This window comes from Halomonas litopenaei, from assembly GCF_017303055.1.
Classification (GTDB): domain Bacteria; phylum Pseudomonadota; class Gammaproteobacteria; order Pseudomonadales; family Halomonadaceae; genus Halomonas; species Halomonas litopenaei_A.
The window spans coordinates 142956-164574 of sequence record NZ_JAEKJT010000003.1; the positions used below are offsets into that span (position 1 = coordinate 142956).

General features: G+C 62.6%; 16 protein-coding genes. 3 read left to right on the forward strand and 13 right to left on the reverse strand.

Annotation, left to right across the window (positions count from 1 at the left end; translation table 11 throughout):
- Window positions 1-98: 98 nt before the first annotated feature.
- The 4 genes from JF545_RS04755 to ptsP form a co-directional block, all read right to left on the reverse strand.
- A complete protein-coding gene (locus JF545_RS04755; protein ID WP_206939784.1) occupies window positions 99-665 on the reverse strand; it encodes an antibiotic biosynthesis monooxygenase in 567 nt (188 codons plus the stop codon).
- 356 nt (window positions 666-1021) lie between these two features.
- Window positions 1022-2779 carry a PTS fructose-like transporter subunit IIB gene (locus tag JF545_RS04760; RefSeq protein ID WP_206939785.1) on the reverse strand — a complete coding sequence of 586 codons (1758 nt, stop codon included), beginning with the start codon at window positions 2777-2779 and terminating at the stop codon, window positions 1022-1024.
- Window positions 2776-3777, reverse strand: a complete 1002-nt coding sequence (locus JF545_RS04765; RefSeq protein WP_206939786.1) for a 1-phosphofructokinase family hexose kinase — start codon at window positions 3775-3777, stop codon at window positions 2776-2778. The genes JF545_RS04760 and JF545_RS04765 overlap by 4 nt, the downstream gene beginning before the upstream one ends.
- Complete coding sequence (gene ptsP / locus JF545_RS04770; protein WP_206939787.1) at window positions 3774-6665, reverse strand: phosphoenolpyruvate--protein phosphotransferase; 2892 nt, start codon at window positions 6663-6665, stop codon at window positions 3774-3776. The genes JF545_RS04765 and ptsP overlap by 4 nt, the downstream gene beginning before the upstream one ends.
- A 381-nt stretch (window positions 6666-7046) precedes the next feature.
- On the opposite strand from ptsP, the gene cra reads away from it, so the two are divergent.
- The gene (gene cra / locus JF545_RS04775; protein WP_206939788.1) at window positions 7047-8051 is read left to right on the forward strand and encodes a catabolite repressor/activator; all 1005 of its coding nucleotides are present in this window, start codon (window positions 7047-7049) and stop codon (window positions 8049-8051) included.
- A gap of 128 nt (window positions 8052-8179) precedes the next feature.
- Here the strand turns inward: cra and JF545_RS04780 are convergent, their stop codons facing one another.
- From JF545_RS04780 to JF545_RS04805, 6 genes are all read right to left on the reverse strand, one after another.
- Window positions 8180-10360: an ATP-binding protein gene (locus JF545_RS04780; protein ID WP_206939795.1), complete on the reverse strand. Its 2181-nt coding sequence runs from the start codon at window positions 10358-10360 to the stop codon at window positions 8180-8182.
- A gap of 251 nt (window positions 10361-10611) precedes the next feature.
- Window positions 10612-11127 carry a molybdopterin-dependent oxidoreductase gene (locus JF545_RS04785; RefSeq protein ID WP_206939804.1) on the reverse strand — a complete coding sequence of 172 codons (516 nt, stop codon included), beginning with the start codon at window positions 11125-11127 and terminating at the stop codon, window positions 10612-10614.
- 206 nt (window positions 11128-11333) lie between these two features.
- Complete coding sequence (locus tag JF545_RS04790; RefSeq protein ID WP_206940798.1) at window positions 11334-12152, reverse strand: DUF2189 domain-containing protein; 819 nt, start codon at window positions 12150-12152, stop codon at window positions 11334-11336.
- 338 nt (window positions 12153-12490) lie between these two features.
- Window positions 12491-12919, reverse strand: a complete 429-nt coding sequence (locus JF545_RS04795) for a universal stress protein (RefSeq protein ID WP_206939805.1) — start codon at window positions 12917-12919, stop codon at window positions 12491-12493.
- Window positions 12920-12930: 11 nt separating this feature from the next.
- Entirely contained in the window at window positions 12931-15525 is a 2595-nt protein-coding gene (locus JF545_RS04800) for a TRAP transporter permease (protein WP_206939806.1), read from the reverse strand.
- Between the two features lie 201 nt (window positions 15526-15726).
- Complete coding sequence (locus JF545_RS04805) at window positions 15727-16710, reverse strand: TAXI family TRAP transporter solute-binding subunit (RefSeq protein ID WP_206939807.1); 984 nt, start codon at window positions 16708-16710, stop codon at window positions 15727-15729.
- A gap of 388 nt (window positions 16711-17098) precedes the next feature.
- Here JF545_RS04805 and JF545_RS04810 point away from each other — a divergent pair, with 388 nt between their 5' ends.
- Both JF545_RS04810 and JF545_RS04815 read left to right on the forward strand, forming a co-directional pair.
- Window positions 17099-17938, forward strand: coding sequence for a carbon-nitrogen hydrolase family protein (locus JF545_RS04810; protein WP_206939808.1), 840 nt, complete (start codon window positions 17099-17101; stop codon window positions 17936-17938).
- 97 nt (window positions 17939-18035) lie between these two features.
- Window positions 18036-18563 (forward strand): macro domain-containing protein, encoded by a 528-nt coding sequence (locus JF545_RS04815; protein WP_206939809.1) that lies wholly within the window; start codon window positions 18036-18038, stop codon window positions 18561-18563.
- A gap of 68 nt (window positions 18564-18631) precedes the next feature.
- Here the strand turns inward: JF545_RS04815 and JF545_RS04820 are convergent, their stop codons facing one another.
- The 3 genes from JF545_RS04820 to JF545_RS04830 all read right to left on the reverse strand — a co-directional run bounded on the left by JF545_RS04820 (window position 18632) and on the right by JF545_RS04830 (window position 21538).
- The gene (locus tag JF545_RS04820) at window positions 18632-19927 is read right to left on the reverse strand and encodes a TRAP transporter large permease (protein ID WP_206939810.1); all 1296 of its coding nucleotides are present in this window, start codon (window positions 19925-19927) and stop codon (window positions 18632-18634) included.
- Window positions 19917-20393, reverse strand: a complete 477-nt coding sequence (locus JF545_RS04825; RefSeq protein WP_206939811.1) for a TRAP transporter small permease — start codon at window positions 20391-20393, stop codon at window positions 19917-19919. Before JF545_RS04825 ends, JF545_RS04820 begins: the two co-directional genes overlap by 11 nt.
- Window positions 20394-20506: 113 nt before the next feature.
- Window positions 20507-21538 (reverse strand): DctP family TRAP transporter solute-binding subunit, encoded by a 1032-nt coding sequence (locus tag JF545_RS04830; protein WP_431606256.1) that lies wholly within the window; start codon window positions 21536-21538, stop codon window positions 20507-20509.
- Window positions 21539-21619 lie beyond the last annotated feature (81 nt).

Here is a 21619-nt window from a genome sequence, read left to right on the forward strand (position 1 = left end):
TCCTGCCCACAGGGGCGCACGGCGTGTCACGCCGCGCTCCCTTGAGTGTAGGTGCCGCCAGGGTCACGACTCAATGCTCTGGTGTGAACTCGGCTGGCTCAGCTTCGACGTAGCTTGAACCGCGGCAGGCGCCGCGTGGGGGCCTGCAGCCAAGGCGCCAACAGGCGCGTGGAAAGGGGGATGAAGAGGAACACCATGACCGGCGTCAGCATCAATGTGCTGGCCAGCACACGAGGCACCATCGGCAGTGTCGCCAGCGCATCCCCCAACCCCCACTGGAACATCAGCGACACGGGAAAAAACGCCAGCCAGATGGCGATGGCCTGCTTCCAGCGCGGGGGGACTCTCGGTCCAGGCGACGAAAACCAGCTGTCCAGTCCCACCGCACGGCGTTCTAGCGGAGCATCAAACAGCCCGGCACCACGCTCAAGCCAAGCGCGGCGAGAGGCCGAATGCTCCCAGCGGGCCAGGGTGTCGGAGTCCTGAAAGCGAAAGATGATCTGGTACTCGTCGTCCCCGGGAGGCGGTGCCAGGATGCCGGAACCGAGATAACCGGGAAAATCCGCGGCAAGTTCACGGCCTTCGTCGAGCCAGACGGTAAAGTCGTGGTAGCGGCCTCGTGCGACGCGGCGTGCCACCATCAATGTGACAGGTTTGCTTGACATGGGATCTCCTCATCAACCGGAGTCGCCGCGCGATCAGCGCCGAACGCCTCCAGATACCCAGGGTAGGGGTTACTACGGGCCCGGTAAGGCCCACGCCGCGGCGGCTAGGGTAGTCAGCGGCAGCGGCAACGTCGGTACATGCTTTATCAAGCAAAATCCAAGCCATTATGACACAGCGCCGGTGGGCGTCATCTTTCTCTTGGCACCTTCGTCAAATGACAGCTTATCTTCTCGAAAAAAATCACTTTTACAGAAAAAAGGCCCGACCCACCAAGGGGCCGAGCCTGACCATCGCACCGACAGGACCCTTCGGGTCACATCAATGCACCACACCTGTGCAGCGTGTCACCTTTCCATCAGCTGCTTTCGCCAACGGGCATGGCAGACACCTCACTGCGTTTGATCGCCGCATAACCAAGGCCTGTCACCAGCGATCCGGCGACGATGGCCAGCAGGTACCACAGCACCGGCGTGATGGCGTTAGGGATCAGCAGCACGAAGACGCCGCCATGAGGTGCCATCAACTTGGCCCCCACCAGCATGGAGATGGCCCCGGTGATGGCTCCACCCAGCATGCTGACCGGAATCACTCGCAGCGGATCCTTGGCCGCAAAGGGAATGGCGCCTTCACTGATAAAGCACATGCCCAGCACAAAGGATGCCTTGCCCGCTTCACGTTCCGCATCCGCGAACTTTCGCCCGGCCACAAAAGTGGCAATCCCCATGCCAATCGCAGGCACCATGCCAGCCGCCATGATGGCCGCCATGGGGGCATAGGTTTCCGAGGCCAGTAGACCCACGCCGAAGGTATACGCCGCCTTGTTCACCGGTCCGCCAAGGTCAAAGCACATCATCGCGCCGAGCAGGATTCCCAGCAGCACCGCGTTGGTAGATCCCATGCTTTCCAAAAACGAGGTCAGGGCTGTCAGCAGCTGTGCCACCGGCTCGCCAACCACGTAGATCATCACCAGCCCCGTTACCAGGCTCGCGACCAGCGGGATAATCAGGATCGGCTTGAGCGACTCGACGCTGGAGGGCAGCCTGACGTAGCGCGTCACCGCCTTGGCCACGTAGCCGGCCAGAAAGCCGGCAAGGATGCCGCCAATAAACCCCGCGCCAATGTTCGAGGCCAACATGCCGCCAATCATGCCGGGTGCAATGCCGGGTCGATCGGCGATGGAATAGGCGATGTAGCCGGCCAGCACCGGCACCATCAGGGCAAAGGCGGTGCCACCACCTATCTCCATCAGCGCAGCCGGTAGTGTGCCCTCTTCCTTGAACGCCTCGATCCCGAAGACAAAGGACAATGCAATCAGCAGACCGCCGGCCACTACCATGGGCAGCATGAATGACACACCGGTCAACAGGTGCTTGTAGACCCCCTTTTCCTTGAAACTCTTGGCGGACTCGGCCTTGGCCTGCTCGCCACCACTTTCAAGGCTCGCCTCCTGCAAGGCAGCCTCGATCGTCTGACGAGACTTCTTCAGGGCGTTGCCGGTGGAGGTGCGATAGATCCGCTTGCCAGCAAAACGGCTGGGGTCCACTTCGATATCACAGGCCAGAATGACCACATCGGCGCTCGCGATCTCCTCGGACGTCAGCTGGTCCTGAGCACCCACCGACCCTTGAGTCTCGACGCGAATCTGGTGACCCGAGGCACGCCCGGCCTCCGCCAGTGCCTCGGCCGCCATGAAGGTGTGCGCTACCCCAGTGGGACAAGCGGTCACCGCTACAATACGCGCACTGCTTCCCGGCTCCTCGACAGCGCCCGCTGACTGCCCCTCGGCGCCGTCATTGAGCGGTGTAAAAACCTGCGCATCACGCGCCGCCTTGTCGAGAAAGGCATCAGGATCGCCCAGCGCGTCGGCCAGCTGGCCGCGATACAGCCGCTTGCCGCTGAAACGATGCGCCCCTGCCAGCGGCTCGCCGACGGCGATGACCAGTTCAGCCGCGGCCAGGGTGTCGTTGGACAGCGCCTCGACCTTGGCCAGGTTCGAATGCATCTCTACGGATACCTGCCAGCCCTTAGCCTTGGCTGCAGGCTCCAGGCGCTGAGCCGCCAGATAGCTCGTGACGCTGCCACTCGGGCAGTTCGTCAGCACAATCACATTCATGCCATTACTCCCCGGGCTTCGACGTCATTGCGGCGTCGCACCCTGGTGTCGGAAAGAAGATCGGAAAAGTCGCCGGCGTCGCTACATCCGACACCGGTATGGCGCACCGCTTCGGCGGATAGCGCCGTGGCGAATCTCAACGCCTGCTCGGCAGACCACTCGCACAGCACCCCATGGAGTAGTCCGGCGAACAGGGTGTCTCCGGCACATACGGTGTTGCTGACCTTGACGGCAGGGGGAAGCGACTGCCACAGCCCCTGCTGACCCAACCAGGTCACTCCAGAAGCCCCGGCCGAGACCACCACATCGCCGACGCCGGCAGCGAACAACTCCAAGGTCGCCTGGTGGATGGCGTCATCACCGGGCAGCGCACGCCCGGCCCAATCAGCCAGCTCTTCCACATTCGGCTTGACCGCATCGGCGCCGGCCTTGACCGCGACTCGCAGAGCTTCACCGCTGGTATCTGCCCACACCGGGATCCCGGCGGCCTTGACCCGAGAGATCAACTCACCCAGGGCCTGGGGGGCAATTCCCGGAGGCAGACTCCCTCCAATCATGACCGCCGCAGGCCGCAGCTGAGGCTGGCTCAGGCGCTGATCCAGGGTGTCGAGCAAGCGTTGCCAGTGCTCTTCCTCGAGCGCCAGCCCCGGCGCATTGATGTCACTGACGCGACCATCCTGCTCGGTCAGCTTGGTATTGATACGGGTAGCCCCTGGCAGCCGCACGAAGGCGTCTTCGACCCCCATGTCGGCAAAGGCGTCGACAAAGGCGGCGTCGTTGTCCTTGCCAAGGAAGCCGGTCACACACACCGGATGGCCCAGCGCGGCCAGCACTCGCGCCATGTTGACGCCCTTGCCCGCCGCGGTCAGTTCCACCGATTCAGCGCGATGCAGGGCGCCCGGCACCAGCTGCGCCAGCCCTACCGATAGATCCAGCGCGGGATTGGCCGAGATCGTCAGCACCGGGGCCTTGTTGGCCTCGTCCTGGTTCCGGCTCATTGCTGGGCCTCCAGCGCGCGGCGCACGTCACTGGCGGTGGGCTGTGCCAGAGACAGGGCGGCGAGCTCGCGCGCCTTGTCCATCGTCACACTCGCCAGTCTGGCCTTGACCATGGGTACCTGGCGCGCGCTGACCGACAGCTCGTCAATGCCCAGGCCTGCGAGCACCGGGATCGCCTGGCGGTCACTGGCCAGCTCGCCGCATACACCGACCCACTTGCCATGGTCATGAGCGGCTTGCACGGTCATTCGAATCAGCCTCAATACCGACGGGTGCAGGCCATCGGAGTCAGCAGACAGCTCCGGGTGGCCCCGGTCGATCGCCAGGGTGTACTGGGTCAGGTCATTGGTCCCGATCGAAAAGAAATCGACCTCTGGGGCCAGGCTCGGCGCCAGCAAGGCGCATGAGGGAACCTCGATCATGACGCCCAGCTGGAGCGATTCCCCGTCATGTCTCACCCCCAGCGTCTCCAGCACCTCATCAAAGATGGCGCGGGCAGCGCGAAACTCCGCCACATCCTTGACCATCGGCAGCATGATGCGCAGCGGACGGCCTGCGGCGGCCTTGATCAACGCGGTAAATTGATCGCGCAAGACCTGGGGACGCTTGAGCGCCAGACGAATGCCGCGAAGTCCCAGGAAGGGATTATCTTCCTGGGGCAGCGGCCAATAGGACAGGGGTTTGTCACCGCCCACGTCCAGCGTGCGCGCGACCAGCGGACGACCGTCCAGGGCGTCCATCGCTTCACGATACTCGCGCTCCTGGGTGGCCACATCGGGCAGCGAGGCGTGGGCCATGAACAGAAACTCGGTACGCAGCAGCCCGACGCCTTCCGCGCCGCGGGAGACGGCGTCATGTGCGTGGGCGGTATTACCCAGATTGGCCATCACCTCGATACGCTGGCCATCGCCTGTGCGCGCCTCACTGAAACGGGCCTCCCACGCCTTTTCCTTGAGCGCCTCGAGCTCTTCCATGCGCGACGCGAAGCGCTCGCGGCGCTCGGCCGTCGGGGCCGCCACGACCCAGCCCTCGTCGCCATCCAACAGCATGTCGGTGCCGCTGGTCAGCTGCAGCACGCCAGCGCCAGCCCCCACCACGGCGGGTATCCCCAGCGCTCTTGCCAGGATGGCGCTATGCGCCGTCGCACCACCACGTGCCGTGACGATGCCCCTCACCCGCTGGGTGTCCAGGCGAGCCACATCTGACGGGCCGATATCATCGGTGACCAGCAGGTAAGGCTCATCCGGCGGTTGCGGTAGTTCGATCTGACACAGAATGCCCAGCACGCGCCGCCCAACATCGCGCAGATCCGCGGCACGTTCGGCCAGCAACCGATCCGCCAGCTGCTCCTGGGCCCGCGCGGCCACGTCGATCGCTTGCCACCAGGCCGCCTCAGCGGATAACCCTTCATCGATTCCCTCACGCGAGGCCTCGGCCAGTTCGGGATCATCCAGCATTTCCTGGTGCATCGAGAGGATTGCCGCGACCTCGCCGCCTGCGGTACTGCGAATCAATGCCTCGAGCTGATCGGCACCCTGCTGAATGGCATCGGCCAGACGGGCCTTTTCCGCGGCAGGGTCGGAGGCATGCTCGGGATAGTCGAAGCGCGGTGTCTTCAGCACGTACAGCGGCGCCACTGCCAGTCCAGGAGAGGCGGCAACCGCGGTGACAGGTTCATCCTCCTGGGGCACTGTCGGGACTTCACTGTCCAGCGTGTCTGCCGCCATCGCCGCGGGTGTCGCTGTCGCAGTGGCAGACAGCGGCGTAACGTGCTCGCCAAGACCGTCCGTGATGGCCTCGGCCAGCTGCTCCAGGGCCATTTCAGCGCCATCGCCTCGCGCGGACAGCACGAGTTCCTGGCCGCGACGCGCACCCAGGCCAATCACCTTGGTCAAGGACGCCGCCGAGACCGGCTGGCCACCTCCGTCGGCCAGGCGTATTTGCACTGCCACCCCCGCTTCACGGGCCTTCTGCACCAGCACCTTGGCGGGGCGCGCATGCAGCCCATGAGCGTTGAGCAGCTGCACCCGCCGGCTAGCCACGCCACCGCCTTCGCCAGCCAGCAGGCTCAGCCAGGCATCGGCATCACCCTCGTCCAGCTCAGGTGCCGGGGTCGACGCCAGGGCGTCGACCAAGGACAGGACCGCGTCTGCCAGTGGCCGGCCCGCCTCCCCCTGGGCCGCAAGGCACAGCACGGCCTTGATCCGGCCACCCTGATGCTCGATGGCAGCGGCAGGGGTAACCACAGACATGCCTGGCTCCGCCACCCCGGTGTCGCTGGCATACAGCCACAGACCATGGCCGAGGGCAGCAGGCGCTTGCTCAAGCACGTCCCCGACAAAGCGACCATCGACCAGGCCGAGATGCCTGAGTCGCTGCGCGCCCGCCAGCAGCAGGTCAAACATGTCCTGCCCGGCCTGATTGAGCACCAACGTCTTTGCGTCGAGCCGGGCGCTCACCACCTTGCGTCCAAGCAGTGCCACCACCTCAGCGGCGGTGGTCGCCGCCGCCAGCTGCTGCGACACTCCCTCTTGGTCCAGCACATGGGTCAGGCTACGCAGAATATCGAGGTGCTCGTCGCTCTGGGCAGCGATCGTCACCAGCACGTGCACCTGCTGGCCATCGTGCCACTCGACCCCCTCGGGAAACTGCAATACCTGTACCCCTGTCTGCCGCACAGCCTCGCGACTGGCGGGAGTTCCATGGGGAATCGCAATCCCGTTGCCTAACCAGGTAGACGACTGGGCTTCCCTGTCGTGCAGTCCCTGGCGATAGCCATCTTCTACCAGATCGGCCGCCTTCAGCGCGTCGAAGGCCGTATCCAGGGCGTGGCGCCAGCTCTCGGCACGACAGTCCAGCAAGACGTCGTCGGCATTCAGCGTCAGCATCTGAAGTTCTCCTGGGCGAGGCTCCTGCGGGCCCCACCGGTAATGAACAGTCACTAGGGTGATACGAGACAGGCGGGATCGCCGGGACCATGGCGTTGCTGGGCCAGCGAGCCTTGTCCCTGCTCGGCCAGGTCTGGCGTTTGATCTGCCACAAAGCTGAATCGTGTCACCTCACCATGGCACAATGCTGGTACGATTCAGCGCATAAGGCAAGTCGCGTTTGTTAAGACTTTGGCAGGGGGCACCGCGACCGCCAACAGGTAGACTATCCCTGCGCGCATCTCGCGCAGGTACGTGACAGCGCAGGCATGAACCGGCGCCGCCGTCTTTCCGGCAACACCTACGCCGATACCGTGGCATCCACAAGAGGGAGTAAACCGCATGACCCTGGCCGAAATCGCTCGCTTGGCAGGCGTCTCTCGCACCACCGCCAGCTACATCGTGAATGGCAAGGCCAAGGAGCGTCGCATTCGTCAGGACACGGTGGATCGCGTCATGGCCGTGGTCCGCGAGCATGGCTATCGTGTTGACGCCCAGGCCGCCGCCTTGCGTAGAGGGACCAGCCGCATTCTTGGCTTGATCATTCCTGACCTGGAGAACTCCAGCTATGCCAGGCTCGCCAAGCACCTGGAACGAGGTGCCAGGGCCGCGGGCTACCAGCTGCTGATTGTGGGCTCCGACGACCAGCCGGACAGTGAGAAGGACCTGGCCCTGGCACTTCGGGCTCAGCGCTGCGAGGCACTTATCGTCGCAAGCTGTCTGGAGCAGCCGGAAATCTTCTACGCCGACATGATGGCAGAAGGCCTACCCGTCATCGCCATTGACCGAGGACTGTCGGCTGACCAGTTCGCCAGCGTTGTCAGTGATGACGCCAATGCAGCGGAACAGCTGACACGGTCGTTGATGACGTCCTCGGTAAAACGCATTCTGTGGTTGGACGCGGTACCCCACCTGTCGATCACCGCCGAGCGTCGCGCCGGCTTCCACCGCGGCATCGAAGGGCGCGAGCTGGAGTGCACGCTGGCCAGCGGCCACCAGTATGCCCGGGAGGAAGGCGCCAGAATGCTTGGCGAGTACATGGATGCCAACGGGCTGCCGGATGCGCTGGTTACCGCCTCATACATTCTGCTGGAGGGTGCGCTGGACGAGTTGATCGCCCGCGGAGGGCTTCCCTCTCGCCTGGCCATGGCCAGCTTCGGAGACAACCGGCTGCTGGACTTTTTGCCGCTGGCGGTCAATTCCGCCGTCCAGGATCACCAGACCATCGCCCACAAGGCCCTGGATCTGGCGTTGGAGGCGGTCAATGGACGCTATAATCCCCAGCGCACCGTCGTACCGCGTCATCCGCGCTGGCGGCGGCCGTTGCCCACCAGTTACCGCTCTTGACAGCGTCCAGGTCATTGCGCGATACGCGGATCACTCCTCAAGGATGACTTGCCCTTGGGGCGTAACGCTACTGTCGCCCGCGCTCTAGCCAAGGCCATGTCAGAGCCAGGGCCATGCCGGAGCCAATGTCATGCCAGCGGGAAACGGTATTGGCTCTGAGCGTAGGCCTCCAGGGTTCGCTCCAGCAGATCGGGCAAGCTGTCGATCACACCCCGCGCTTCCGTGGGACGCCCTTCCCTGACCCAGAATTCCAGGGCTTGGGCGGCTTCCGCCACGGCCTGGGCCCCGACTCCCGCGGCTTCACCGCGAAGCTGGTGGGCAAGTCGCGCCAAGGGTTCATCTTCGCCCTCGCGATAGGCCCGCTCGATATCCGGCAGCCGGGCTCGCGCCTGACGCCCGAACAGCTTGACCAAGGCGTTTCTGCGCTCGCCGCCCAGGCCCTCGTCCAACGCATCCAGTGTCTTGACGTTGATCAGCGAGGTCGCCGCGCTCGCTCCCTCGACAGCATGCCCCTCTCCTTGCAGATAGCGCTTGAGAACGCTGAGCAAGGTGCCCATCAGCAGCGGCTTGTTAAGGTAGTCATTCATACCGGCAGCCAGGCAGTCTGCCTCATCATGGCTGGCTCCACCTGCGGTCATGGCCACGACCGGTACGTCCCGCCGCCAGTCGGCAAAGCTACGCAAGCGCCGCGTCACTTCTCGACCATCAAGGTCCGGCATCTGAATATCCATCAGAATCAGATCGAAGCGACGCTCGCCGCACAGTGCCAGCGCTTCCTTGCCACTGGCCGCCAGGGTCGCGGCGCAACCCAGGCGTTCGAGCATCGCCATGGCCACCTCCTGGTTGACCAGGTTATCTTCGACCACCAGCAGATCCGCTTCGGCCAGCTGCTTCGGGGCCACCCGCGGGCGCCCGGAGGGGGCCGCCGGCATGGCACGCTCGTCCTGCTCACAGGCCACCAGAGGTAAGCTGAACCAGAATCGGCTGCCCTTGCCCCAGCGACTATCGACGCCGATCTCTCCGCCCATCGACTCCACCAGCCGTTTGGAGATGGCAAGCCCCAGCCCTGTCCCCCCGTAACGCCGTGCCACCGACGCGTCACCTTGCCTGAACGGCTCGAACAGCTGGGGCAGCAGCGAGGCATCCACACCCTGACCGGTATCGACCACATCAAACTGGATCCGCTCATCGTCCAGCCGCGTCACGGAAAGACGCACCATGCCGCGTTCGGTAAACTTGATCGCATTGGCCAGCAGATTCAGCACCACTTGGCGCAGCCGCCCGGGATCGCCTTCAATCCACGGCGGCAAGGTGTCATCCATGTGGCTCAGTAATTTCAGCCGTTTGGTCAGGGCCTTGGGACGGAAAAGATCGAGGGTTTCTTCCACCAGCCGGTCCAGCTGCACCGGCTGCACGTCCACTTCCATGCGGCCGGCTTCGATCTTGGAAAAGTCCAGAATGTCATCGATCATGCCCATCAACTGACGGGCACTGGAATGGATCGTGCGAGAGTAGTGATCGGCGCGTTCAGGCAGATCAAGGTCGCTTAACAGCTCACTCATGCCGATGACGCCGTTGAGCGGGGTGCGTATCTCATGACTGACGGTGGCCAGAAAATCCGACTTGGCCTGGCTGGCAGACTGGGCCCGCCGTGCACTGATCTCCAGCTCACCGCTCAAGGTCTCCAAGGCCTTGCGAGACGCCTCGTTGTCCCGCGCTTCCTTGAGCAGCACAGTAAGCATGACGCCCCCTGCCAGGGTCATGCCCAGAATCATCACCAGCAACAGCACATACAACCACTGGAGCCGCTGACGCTCCTCCGTATTGACCTCGGCCAGGTAGCCGTTGACGGCCATGATCAAGCGCTCGGTCTCCGTACTCAGGCGGACCAGTCGCTGATCAAGTAGGGATAAGGTATCGCTGTCCAGTGCTGACAGCACACTCACTTCCGCGTCCAGGTCTTTCATCAGGTCAGTGATCAACGACAACTGACGGCGTGCCGCTGGCGCTTGCTCCAACAACTCACTGATATCGCTATGCTGAAACAGGTTTAAACGGCTGTAGAGCAGATCAAACTCCAGCCTGAAATCGGCGACACCATGCGCTCCATGCTCGCCAAACAGCAGACGGTTGCGAAGCTGCACAGTGTCCCGGTCCAGCTTGTAGCTGTGCCAGGTCACGTCTTCCATTACCCGGTGGGCCAGATTGTCCTGGCGCCACGCGACCAGCCCGATCACCACCATGGCGGCGGCAAAAAAGGCCAGCGCGGCCACGGCGCTGAAGACAAGCCGAAGCGGATAACGCCTCATGCAACGCGGACGCCCAAGACGCCCTCCTCCCGCCACGGGCGTAAACGTCTACGCCGCAGCGAATGACGACACGAGCCGACGATGCCTCTGCTGGCTGCTGCTCTGACTGCTGCTACCTCAACGACGTGCACGCGCGGCACTGCCTCCTTGCAGGTCTGCAAACCACCTCCCACCACACTTTGCACCACCGATTCCTCATTACATGGCGTTCGACGTACCCGCCCGAGGCTTGTCACCACGGCGCATAGGCCTTAAGGCACCTCGATCGCATCCACTTGCCACACCGAGCGAAATTGGATGGTTTCGTTGTGCAGCTCAGGGTGGTCATCGAAGGGATAGAGCACAAACAGCGGGCCAAAATTTCGCACCGACATGACGTTATCGTCCTGGGACATCGCCAGTATCACGTCGTAGCGCTGGGCATCGGACACCGGAATATCCGCCACAAACCCGTTCAAGGCATGCACCCGGATGTGCCCAGCCCTGACGCCCGCCAATTCGAGGACACTGCGCAGAAGCGGGCCCTTGAAACGACTCGCCTGACGGTGCCAGGGGGTATCGGTCGTAAGCTCCCGCCCTTCGAGTTGCTCGAGCATCTGACGATCCAGCCACAGCTGATTTCCCACATTGGCATTATCGATGTCGCCTGACATCTTCAGCAGTACTGGCCCCTCTGGAGCAGGCAAGGAGTGGGCGTGCCCCACTTCCGCTACCAGCAACATTCCCAACAGCACGACCACTTGGCGAAAACACCCTGGCACCCGCATGACCTCTCCTGACACGTTACGCAGGTGTAGAGTACGTCATCGCGTACAAAAGGTCAGTCCAGCAAGCGGCCCCCGCCTTTGCTGATTCAAGAAAACTGGGCCCTGAACAGGAGATAAGCCCCTTCGCCGCTGCGAATCACTCTCAGACGCCAGACCCAGGCACCAGACCCAGGCGATGAGCCCTACGCCGGCGCCTGTCGTCAGGCTCAGGCGTCGGACTCGTCCACCATCTCGCACACCACGAGATCCTCGTAGGCGTGCCAGCTGGCGTGCCCCAGCACCGGCAAGATCAAGGCCAGCCCGATATAGAAGGTCGCCATCCCGATCAACACACAGCCGGTCAGGATAGCCGCCCACAGCAGCATCGGGCGGAAATTTCTGGCCACCGAGCGGATGCTGGCCTCGATCCCTTCCATAAACGTCAGGTCCTGATCCATCAGCGTCGGAATCGCAACCACACTGATCGAGAAGGCGCCAAAAGCCAGTACACAACCCACCGCCAACCCCACGGCCAGCATGCCGAACCCTTCGGGAGTGGTCAGCAAGGAGGCATAGACGGTTGCCGGATCAGGAGACTGCAGACCGAAGAACAGCGCGAACAGCAAGGTGGCCAGGCGAATCCAGGCGAGAAAGAAGATCATCATCATCACGCCCATCATCGCCAGCTGGCCGCCATGACCGCGCCAGGCGCCAAATGCATCCCCCAACGTCGGTGATCGGCCCTCTTCCAACGCGCGACTGATCCCGTAGGACCCTACCGCCACCAGCGGGCCGATAAACATGAACCCGGCCACCAGTGGCAACAGCCAGTGCCACAGGCCCATGGTCAACGCGCCCGCCGTGACGGCGATACTGAGCCCTACCCAGAACATGCCGTAAGAAAGGCTGACGGCCGTTGCCGCCCTGAAGTCCTCGAAGCCGGAAGCCAGCCATGCTCTTGGCCGTCCCATACCGACATTCTTGATGGAGATCTTGACCCTGGCGCCGCTTGCCAGCTTGTCCCGCCGTGAAGCTGCTGCACTCATCATCTTCACCCCCTCTACCAACGGCTAAGGGCTTGTACTATCGGCCCGTTATGCCACCAGTGATTCCATCGGTTGTTGCACAACCGTCATGGGAGTCTTAGCGCCTGACAAAGGGGTGTTTCGCGCTCCTAGGCGCCGGTCGACTCTCACTTGACTGTAGTTGATGGGCCGGGGCTTCGCCTTGAACCTACGCAAGCTTACGAAAAAGCCACGTGCCTGCGACGGCACTCACTCGCTCGTCTTCGAGGCCGTACCGCGGAGGCCACATCAACAATAAAAAGCCCCCTCACAAGGAGGGGGCTGCGGATAGCGGTCTATCACCTGGACCTGCCAGCGTCTCAGCGAACGATCATCACCGAACACTTGCTGTGGTGCACCACATGCTCCGCATTGGGGCCTATCACGTAGTCAGAGAACTTGCGCTTGGTATGCGACGCCATCACGATCAGGTCGGCATCGATCTTCTTGCCGACCTTGATGATGGCCTCCCATGGGGACCCATCGACGATGATGGCCTGAGACTGGACGTCATCAGGCACGTGCTGGTCGATGAACTCCTTCTGAGCCTTCTGTAACGCTTCCCGCGCCTTCTTGGCAAAATCCTTGGGGAAATAGGAGCCCACCAGCGGCATGCGATAGTCCGGCAGGACCGTCACCAGGTGCAGGCTGGCCTCAAAGTTCCGACACAAGGACAGCGCCACAGGCAAGGCACGCTCCCAGGAGGAGGGCTCGTTGAGATCGACCGGCAACAACAGTTTCTGATACATGTCAGGCCTCCTCAGACCGTAGCCTCGGTGGAATCATGCGAGCGACGACGGCGCTGCGCCAATACCACAAAGGCGAACAGCAGCAGCGCCGGGAACCAGATCAACTCCTTCGGCCAGCGATCCACCGGCGCCTGAATATCGACGATCTCCTGATCGAAGTCGAAGCCGAGATCCGATGCCTGACTGCCGTAGGTCACCATGTCGACCATGGCACGCCCATCGTCGATGTATAGCTCAAGGCCGAGGTTGAGCAGCCGCTCTTCTCCGCTCTCACCCTCGACAACGGGCAGAGTCATGTAGGTGGTCAGAGGATCACCGAAGGCATCTTCGCCCTTGACCTGGATACGCAGGGTACTGTCTTCGTCCACCTTGCCGTAAGTCTCGACAAATTCAGACGGAGCAATACTGCGGTACGGGTCATGGATCATGTCCATCCAGAAGCCCGGGCGGAACAGGCTGAATGCCACCAGCAGCAACAGGATGCTCTCGTACCAGCGGTTTCTTGTCAGCATGTAGCCTTGGGTGGCCGCGGCAAAGATCAACATGGCGATCGTCGCCACCACGAACACCAATACCCCCTGCAAGGGCGCTACATCAATCAACAGCAGATCCGTGTTGAAGATGAACAAGAACGGCAGTGCGGCCGTTCTCAGGCTGTAGTAGAACGCCTGGAACCCGGTACGAATGGGGTCGCCTCCCGAGACCGCCGCGGCAGCGAAGGAAGCCAGCCCCACCGGCGGAGTGACGTCCGCCATGATGCCGAAATAGAACACAAACAGGTGCACGGCGATCAACGGCACCAGCAACCCGTTCTGTTCACCTAGCTGTACGATCACCGGTGCCAGCAGCGCCGACACTACGATGTAGTTGGCGGTCGTCGGCAGCCCCATCCCCAGAATCAAGCTGAGCACGGCAGTGAAGAACAGGATCAGCATCAGGTTGCCCATGGACAGGATTTCCACCACGTCCGCGAGCACCAGCCCCACCCCGGTCTGAGACACGGCACCGACAATGATGCCGGCCGTCGCCGTGGCAATACCGATACCGATCATGTTACGGGCGCCGGTGACCAGGCCGTTCCACAGGTCCATGCCGCCTTCACGCAGGTCCTTGGCAAAATCGCCGCGGCCACGGAAGGCGTGCATGATCGGACGCTGGGTCAGCATGATGAAGACCATGAAGACCGTGGCCCAGAAAGCCGACAGCCCAGGCGAAAGACGCTCCACCATCAAGCACCAGATCAGGACGATGACCGGCAGCAGATACTGCAGACCCACCATGACCGTCGGGCGCGTCTGCGGCAAGGTGTAGATAGGCTCGTTGGGGTCATCCAGCTCCAGCTCAGGATATCCCGCTGCGAGCTTGAGCAGGGCCACATAGACCACGGCCAGCGCCACCGCAACGACCCAGGGAGTGGCATCGCCCAGTACCGGTTTCAGCCAGCCAAGGCCGTAGTAGACGCCCAGCGCCACCACCATCATCAGCAGCAGACCACCGAGGAACCCGATCACCTTGCGCACCAGTGGCTTCGGCGGGTTGGAGCTTTCCAGGCCCTGCATATTGGCCTTGAGCGCCTCGAGGTGAACGATGTAGATCAAGGCAATATAGGAAATCAGCGCCGGCAGGAAGGCGTGCTTGATCACCTCCACGTAGGAAATACCGACGTATTCCACCATCAGAAAGGCGGCCGCCCCCATGACCGGCGGCATGATCTGGCCGTTGACCGAGGAGGAGACCTCCACCGCGCCCGCCTTCTCGGAGGAAAAGCCCACACGCTTCATCATCGGAATGGTGAACGTGCCGGTAGTCACCGTGTTGGCAATGGAAGAGCCGGAAATCAGCCCCGTCATGCCCGAAGCCACCACGGCAGCCTTGGCCGGCCCGCCCTTGTAGTGGCCCAGCAGAGAAAAGGCGACCTTGATGAAATAGTTACCCGCGCCAGCCTTGTCCAGCAAGGCGCCAAAGAGCACAAACAGGAAGACGAAGCTGGTCGACACCCCCAGGGCGATACCAAACACGCCTTGGGTGGTTAGCCACTGATGATTGACCAAGCCATACAGACTGACACCGCGATGCGCCAGAATGCCGGGCATCCACGGGCCTGCCAGTGAATAAATGATAAAGATCGAGGCAATGATCATTAGTGGCGGCCCGAGCGCGCGCCGAGTCGCCTCCAGCAACAGCACCAGACCGGCCACACCGACGATGACGTCCTGCAGAATCGGTGCACCAGGACGCTGGGCAAGCTGCTCGTAGAACACAAACATGTACGCGCCGGCACAGGCGGCAAGAATGCCCAGCACCCAATCCTGCAAAGGAATACGATCGCGCGGCGAGCGCTTGGTGGCGGGATACGCCATGAATGCCAGGAACAGCGCAAAGGCCAGGTGTATGGAGCGCGCTTCGGTGGCATTGAAGACGCCAATGCCCGCCATGAACGGCAGCGGCGAGGCTATCCATAGCTGAAACAGCGACCACGCTGCGGCAACCCCCACCAGCAGTTTGCCTGGTCCACCCGCCGGATTGCGCGAGCCTGAGTCGCTGGAGGCGACCATGTCCTCAAGATCCACTTCTGCCGCCGTGGATCTTTTGTTGTCCTCAGTCATAAGCGTGCCCTGCCTTGGGAGAGGAATCGTGATGATGGTTGGCCGCGGCCACCATCCCCTGAGGCCCGAATGAACGGGCGCGTTGCAGATGCTGACGAGACAGTGACTGGCTCATCTCGTCGCCGGTCCACAACGCACTGCGCGGCCGCCCACTGGCTGACCGCGCAGAAATGCATCGGATATCCGTGTAACGGTAATCCGTTACTCGATCCAGCCCTGCTCACGATAGTAGCGAGCGGCACCTTCGTGCAGCGGGGCAGACAGGCCATTGGAGACCATGTCCTTCGGATCCAGCGTTTCGAAGGCCGGGTGCAGGCGCTTGAAGCGGTCGAAGTTGTCGAACACTGCCTTGACGGTCTGGTAGACCAGTTCGTCGTCGGCTTCAGCGCTGGTCACGAAGGTGGCCGCGACACCGAAGGTTTCGACGTCCTCGTCGTTGCCCTTGTACAGGCCGCCCGGGATGGTGGACATGGAATAGTAGGGATATTCCTCGACCAGTCCCTTGATGGCGTCATCGTTAAGGGGCACCAGGCGCGCGTCGACCGTGGTGGTGGCTTCCTGGATGGAGCCATTGGGGTGGCCGACCACATAGGCCATGGCATCGATGTTGTTGTCCGCCAGGGCAGAGGCCATTTCGGCCGCGTCCAGCTGGGAAGCCAGGGAGAAGGTGTCTTCGGTCCAGCCCTTGGCGTCCATCACCACTTCCATGGTGTTGCGCTGACCGGAACCCGGATTACCGATGTTGACGCGCTTGCCAGCCAGGTCATCCAGGCTCTCGATGCCGGAATCAGCACGGGCCAGGATCGTCAGCGGCTCACCATGCACCTTGAAGACGGCGCGCAGATCTTCGTAGGCGTCACCTTCGAAGTTGCCAGTGCCGTTGTAGGCCTGATACTGCACATCAGACTGCGCCACACCCATGGTCAACTCGCCGCTGCGAATGCCATTGACGTTGGCCACAGAACCCCCGGTAGAGGGCGCGTTACAGCGAATGTTCGTCTCGTCGCTATTGCGATTAACGAAGCGGCAGACGGACTGCCCAACGACGTAATACACGCCGGTCTGACCACCGGTGCCGATGGTGATGAACTGTTCCTGATCCTGGGCCATGGCCGGGGACGCGAACATGGCAGTTCCCAGAATGGCGCTGGACAGAGCAGCGGCGGAGAAAGCATGGCGCTTCATGGTCACACCTCTTTTGGTATTGTCGACGTTGACAGCATGGAACTCTACCCTGCCCCTCCTGGGCCGGCAAAGCGTCCAATCGTCACTACTTTAGCGGGAAATTCACCTGAAGGGTCCAGGCATATCCATTGTAAAACGAGAGTTTAGCTACCGCTAACGTTTAGTGGGCGTTAATTTTACGACGACCTTTCCTCCTTACCCGACCATCAGCCTGTGACAGGCCCATCCAGCAAAGCCGCCGCGGCTGCCCTGCCACCTTGCATCAGCGTCCATGCAGACACCAGCACTCATCGTGAGCATAGTCGCTGCGGACAAAGGTGCCACACCCATGACTGTCGTCACGCCTGCACGGCAGGTAATCTTGGACATTTCCTGACACGAGAATCCGATGCGACTACTGGCCTGTCAGACCGCAATCCCCACCACCCGGACCCGCAACGAACAGCTCGGCTACCTGACACGGCTCGCGCAAGACCTGCGCCAGGCGGCCCGTCACCATCAACCGGATCTCATCGTGCTGCCGGAACTGTCGTCTCAGGAATACAGCGATGCCGCCTTTGATCACCTAGACCAACTGGACGACGATCTCAAGGGGCCGGTGGTGCAGCTGCATCGAGACCTGGCCTCCGAGCTCGGCTGCTTCATCGCCTTTGGTCTCGCCCGCCGCGCTGCTGATACTCCCGCAGGCTTGAGACGACACATCAGCCAGGTTGTGGTCGGACCAGACGGCGAGATCAGCGCTGTCTATGACAAGTTACATTGCGCGCAATTCGGCGCGAGTGCCGAGGCGGGCCATTTTGTCCCAGGAGACCGCCTGGTCACGTTCGATGTAGCGGGATGGAGGGTCGGCGTCATGATCTGCTATGACCTGCGCTTCGGCGAGCTGGCGGCCCGCTACCGCCAGCAGGGGGTGGACCTGATGCTCCATCCAGTGGCCTTTACTCGCGACTTTTCCTTCGCCAGCTGGCATAGCTTCATCACGACCCGTGCCATGGAGCATCAATGCTACTGGCTGAGCCTCAATCGTGCGGGGGACGACTGGGGGCACTCCACCCTGTGTCCGCCCCTGTTGACGGCCGATATCCCAGCCCAACCATTGAGCCACCAGGAAGGCATCGTCTGCAGGGAGCTGGATCGCCAACAGCTGATGGAGGCACGTGCGCGCCTACCGCTGGCCCGCGACCGCCGCGACGATATCGACCGCCTGCCCGTCCACCCCTTGCCCTAGAAGGCCCTAGCCGCCACTCTTGCGTGAGGCCTTTCGCAATCCCTTCGCCACCCTTTCTCACCCCCCTCTCACCCCCTAGCCACGCCAAGGAGGCCCCATGTCTCACCCGTTGATGGAATGCGTGACCGGCGATATTTCACAGCAGTCAGACGTCGACGCAGTCGTGAACGCCGCCAATGCCCAACTGGAGAGCGGCGGCGGCGTCGCAGGAGCGCTGCACCGAGCGGCGGGACCGGAACTGGCCAAGGCAGGCAGGCCCTTGGCCCCCATCGCCCCGGGCCAGGCTGTGATAACTCCCGGCTTCAACCTGCCTGCGCCCTGGGTCATCCATTGCCTGGGCCCCGTCTACGGCCACGACGAGCCGAGTGCCGAACTGCTGGCCAGCTGCTATCGACAGGCGCTTGCGCTGGCCAGTGAGCAGGGTATCCGCCGCTTGGCGTTTCCCGCCCTGTCCACCGGCATCTTTGGCTATCCGGTCGAGGAAGCCGCAGAGATTGCCATCACTACCGTGCTCAGCGAACTGGCCCGCTACGACAGCATCGACCTGGTGCGCTTCGTGCTGTTCGACGACACCACCCGCGACCTCCACCAGCGTTGGCTCGAGACTCTGACCGATCACCCTTGAGCGGCAACGACAGCCGGTAACGTCCTCGGGCGCTGCTGGCTGCCGCCCCCCCTGCGCTAGACGTTATGCTAGACGTTGTACCCCAGGATCCTGGGCAACCACAGGGCGATCTCAGGGAAAATTGCTACCAACGCCAATGCCGATGCCATGGCCGCGACAAAGATCAGCGCCCAGCCGACGGTCTGTTCGAGTCGTACCTTGGCGACCTCAGTGGTCACCATCAAATTGACCGCCACGGGTGGCGTGAACTGGCCGATGGCAATATTCATGGCCAGCAGAATGCCGAACCAGACAGGGTTCCAGCCAAAGTGCTGCATCACCGGAATCAGGATCGGCATCATGATCAGATAGATCGAAATAGCATCCAGCAACATGCCCGCCGCTAGCACAGCAAGCATGATCAGTACCAGCAGCAAGGCACCGTTGTCAGACAGACCGATGACCCATTCGGCAAGGTGGCGGAAGGTTCCCAGCATGGTGCCTGACCAGGCGAAGATACCCGCCAGCGCGATGATCAGCATGACCACGCCGGACACGATGGCAGCCTCACCCATCAGCCCCCAGAGGTCCTTCAGGGACAGCTCGCGGGTCACCACCAGGCCGACGATGACACCATAGGCGACGGCGACCACCGCAGCCTCGGTGGGGGTAAACAGCCCACTGCGCAGCCCTCCTAGAATGATGACCGGCGCGAACAGCGCGGGCAGCGCCTCCCGAAAGCTCTTGCCGATCGGCGGGCGCTCGACGTCGCGGGGGTCTTCCCAGCCATGGTGGCGCGACAGCCACAGCGCCGGTATCAGTAACGAGGCGCCAGCCAGCACGCCAGGAAACAGTCCCGCCGCAAACAGCGCTCGAAGGTCCACCCCAGGCACCACAATGGAGTAGAGAATCAAGGCCACCGAAGGTGGAATCAGAATGGCGGTGGAGGCGGATGACGCAATCAAGGTCGCCGAAAACGGTCGTGGATAGCCTGCTCGGGTCATGCTGGGCAGCATCACCATGGCCACAGCGGCAGCATCCGCCGGACCGGAGCCGCTCATGCCTCCCATGATCATGCACACCACCACCGCAACCACCGCCAGCCCACCGTGTCGTGGACCCACCAGGGCCTGCGCGAAGCGCACCAGCCGAGCCGCGACACCGGCGCGCTCGAAGATGAGGCCGGTCAGGATAAACAGCGGAATCGCAATCAGCGGATACTTTGCCACGCTGTTGTAGGTATTGGTGCCCAGGGTCGCCAGCATCGCCGGGGATAGCCCCGTGATAATGCCTACGGCGCCAGACAGGCCCAGCGAGAACGCCACCGGCACCCCGGCCACCAGCAGCAGCAGAAAGGCCGCCAGCATCCAAAGATCAGGTGTCATCGCGGCTCTCCCCTCGCAGGCGCTCGACGCAGGCTTGAACCTGGCGCAGCAGCATCAGGGCAGACAATAGCGGCAGCCATATCAGGTACCACCACTGCGGCAAACCAAGCCCAGGAGACAGGGACTGCCACTGGTACTCCTGCCAGGTCATCACTCCGCTGAACCAGGTGATCATGCCTAGCACGACCACCCCGCAGCATCCCTGGAACAGGATCAGCACGCGTTGACCTGCTGCTGGCAGCTTGCGCTCCAGCAGCCCGATACGAATATGGCGATGGCGTCGCAACGCCACGGATGCGCCGGCAAAGGTCAGGATCACCAGCAAGAAGACAGAAAACTCCTCGGTAAACGCAAAGGAGCCTCCCGTGATGTAGCGCACTACCACATTGACCAGGCTGATCACGCCAATGATCAGGATCGCCAGGGTAGCGAGGATACGCTCGAGTCGAGCATCAGGACGTTTCATTGGAACGGTACGTCGGTCGGGGGTGAGGACAACGCCGGCCCTCCCGCAGGATAGGCCGGCATGGCAGTCCACCTGTCACACCAGCGGCGCGACAAGGGACAGCGGAGGAGGCTTCAGCGAGACTCGATGGCGCTGCGGGCAGCGTCCACCAGGTCCTCCCCAATCCTCGGCACCCACTTGTCGTAGACGCTTTCCGTCGCGGTGACAAAGGCCTGATGCTGGTCGTCGGTCAGGTCGGTGACGGTGACACCACGCTCCTGAATGGCCGCCAGACGCTCGCTCTCCTGCTCCCGGGTCATCGCCACTTCCCAGGCTCCAGCCTCCACCGCGGTGTCCCGCAGCAGCGCTTTTTCGTCATCCGACAGGGTGCCCCAGACTTGCTGGTTGGCAGCAAAGATCAGCGGATCATTCATGTAATTCCACAGCGTCACATGCTCTTGGCCCACCTGGTCGATACGCGCCACATCAAACACCGACAGCGGGTTCTCCTGACCGTCTACCGCCCCCGTGGTCAGGGCAGGCTTGGCGTCCGCCCAGCTCATCTGCGTCGGGTTGGCGCCCAGGGCAGTAAAGGTGTCCTGGAACAGCGGCGATCCGACCACGCGGATCTTCAACCCTTCGAGATCACCCGGTTCATCGATGACACCGCGAGAGTTGGACAGCTGACGAAAGCCATTCTCCCCCCATGCCAGGGGCACCACACCACGGGACTCGATCGCCTGGAACACTAACTCGCCTGCCTCTCCGGTGGTCACGGCATCGACCGCTTGCTCATCCGGCATCAGAAACGGCAACGAGAACAAGTTGAGTTCAGGCACCTGGGGCGACCAGTTGATGGTCGAACCAACGGCCAGATCGATCAGGCCGGAGCGCATGGCAGAAAACTCACGGGTCTGGTCACCGCTGACCAGCTGGGAGTTGGGGAAGACCCGCAGCGTCAGCTCGCCATCGGATCGTTCCTCCACCAGGTCGGCCCATTTCTGTGCCGCCTGGCCCCAGGGGAAGGCATCGGATAACACCGTGGAAACCTTGAGCTCACGCGCCTCGGTATCCGCCGAGACACCCAGACTACCAAGCACCAGAGCGGCGCCAACCAAGGTGAGGGAACAACGAGCGGGCGCTCGAAGGCCAAACAGAGAAGACATGACGTGTCCTTGCGTTGATGCTCCCTTGGCGGCACGCGGCAAGCGCGGAGACGCGACAGCTCGGCCGACTGGGAGTCGATT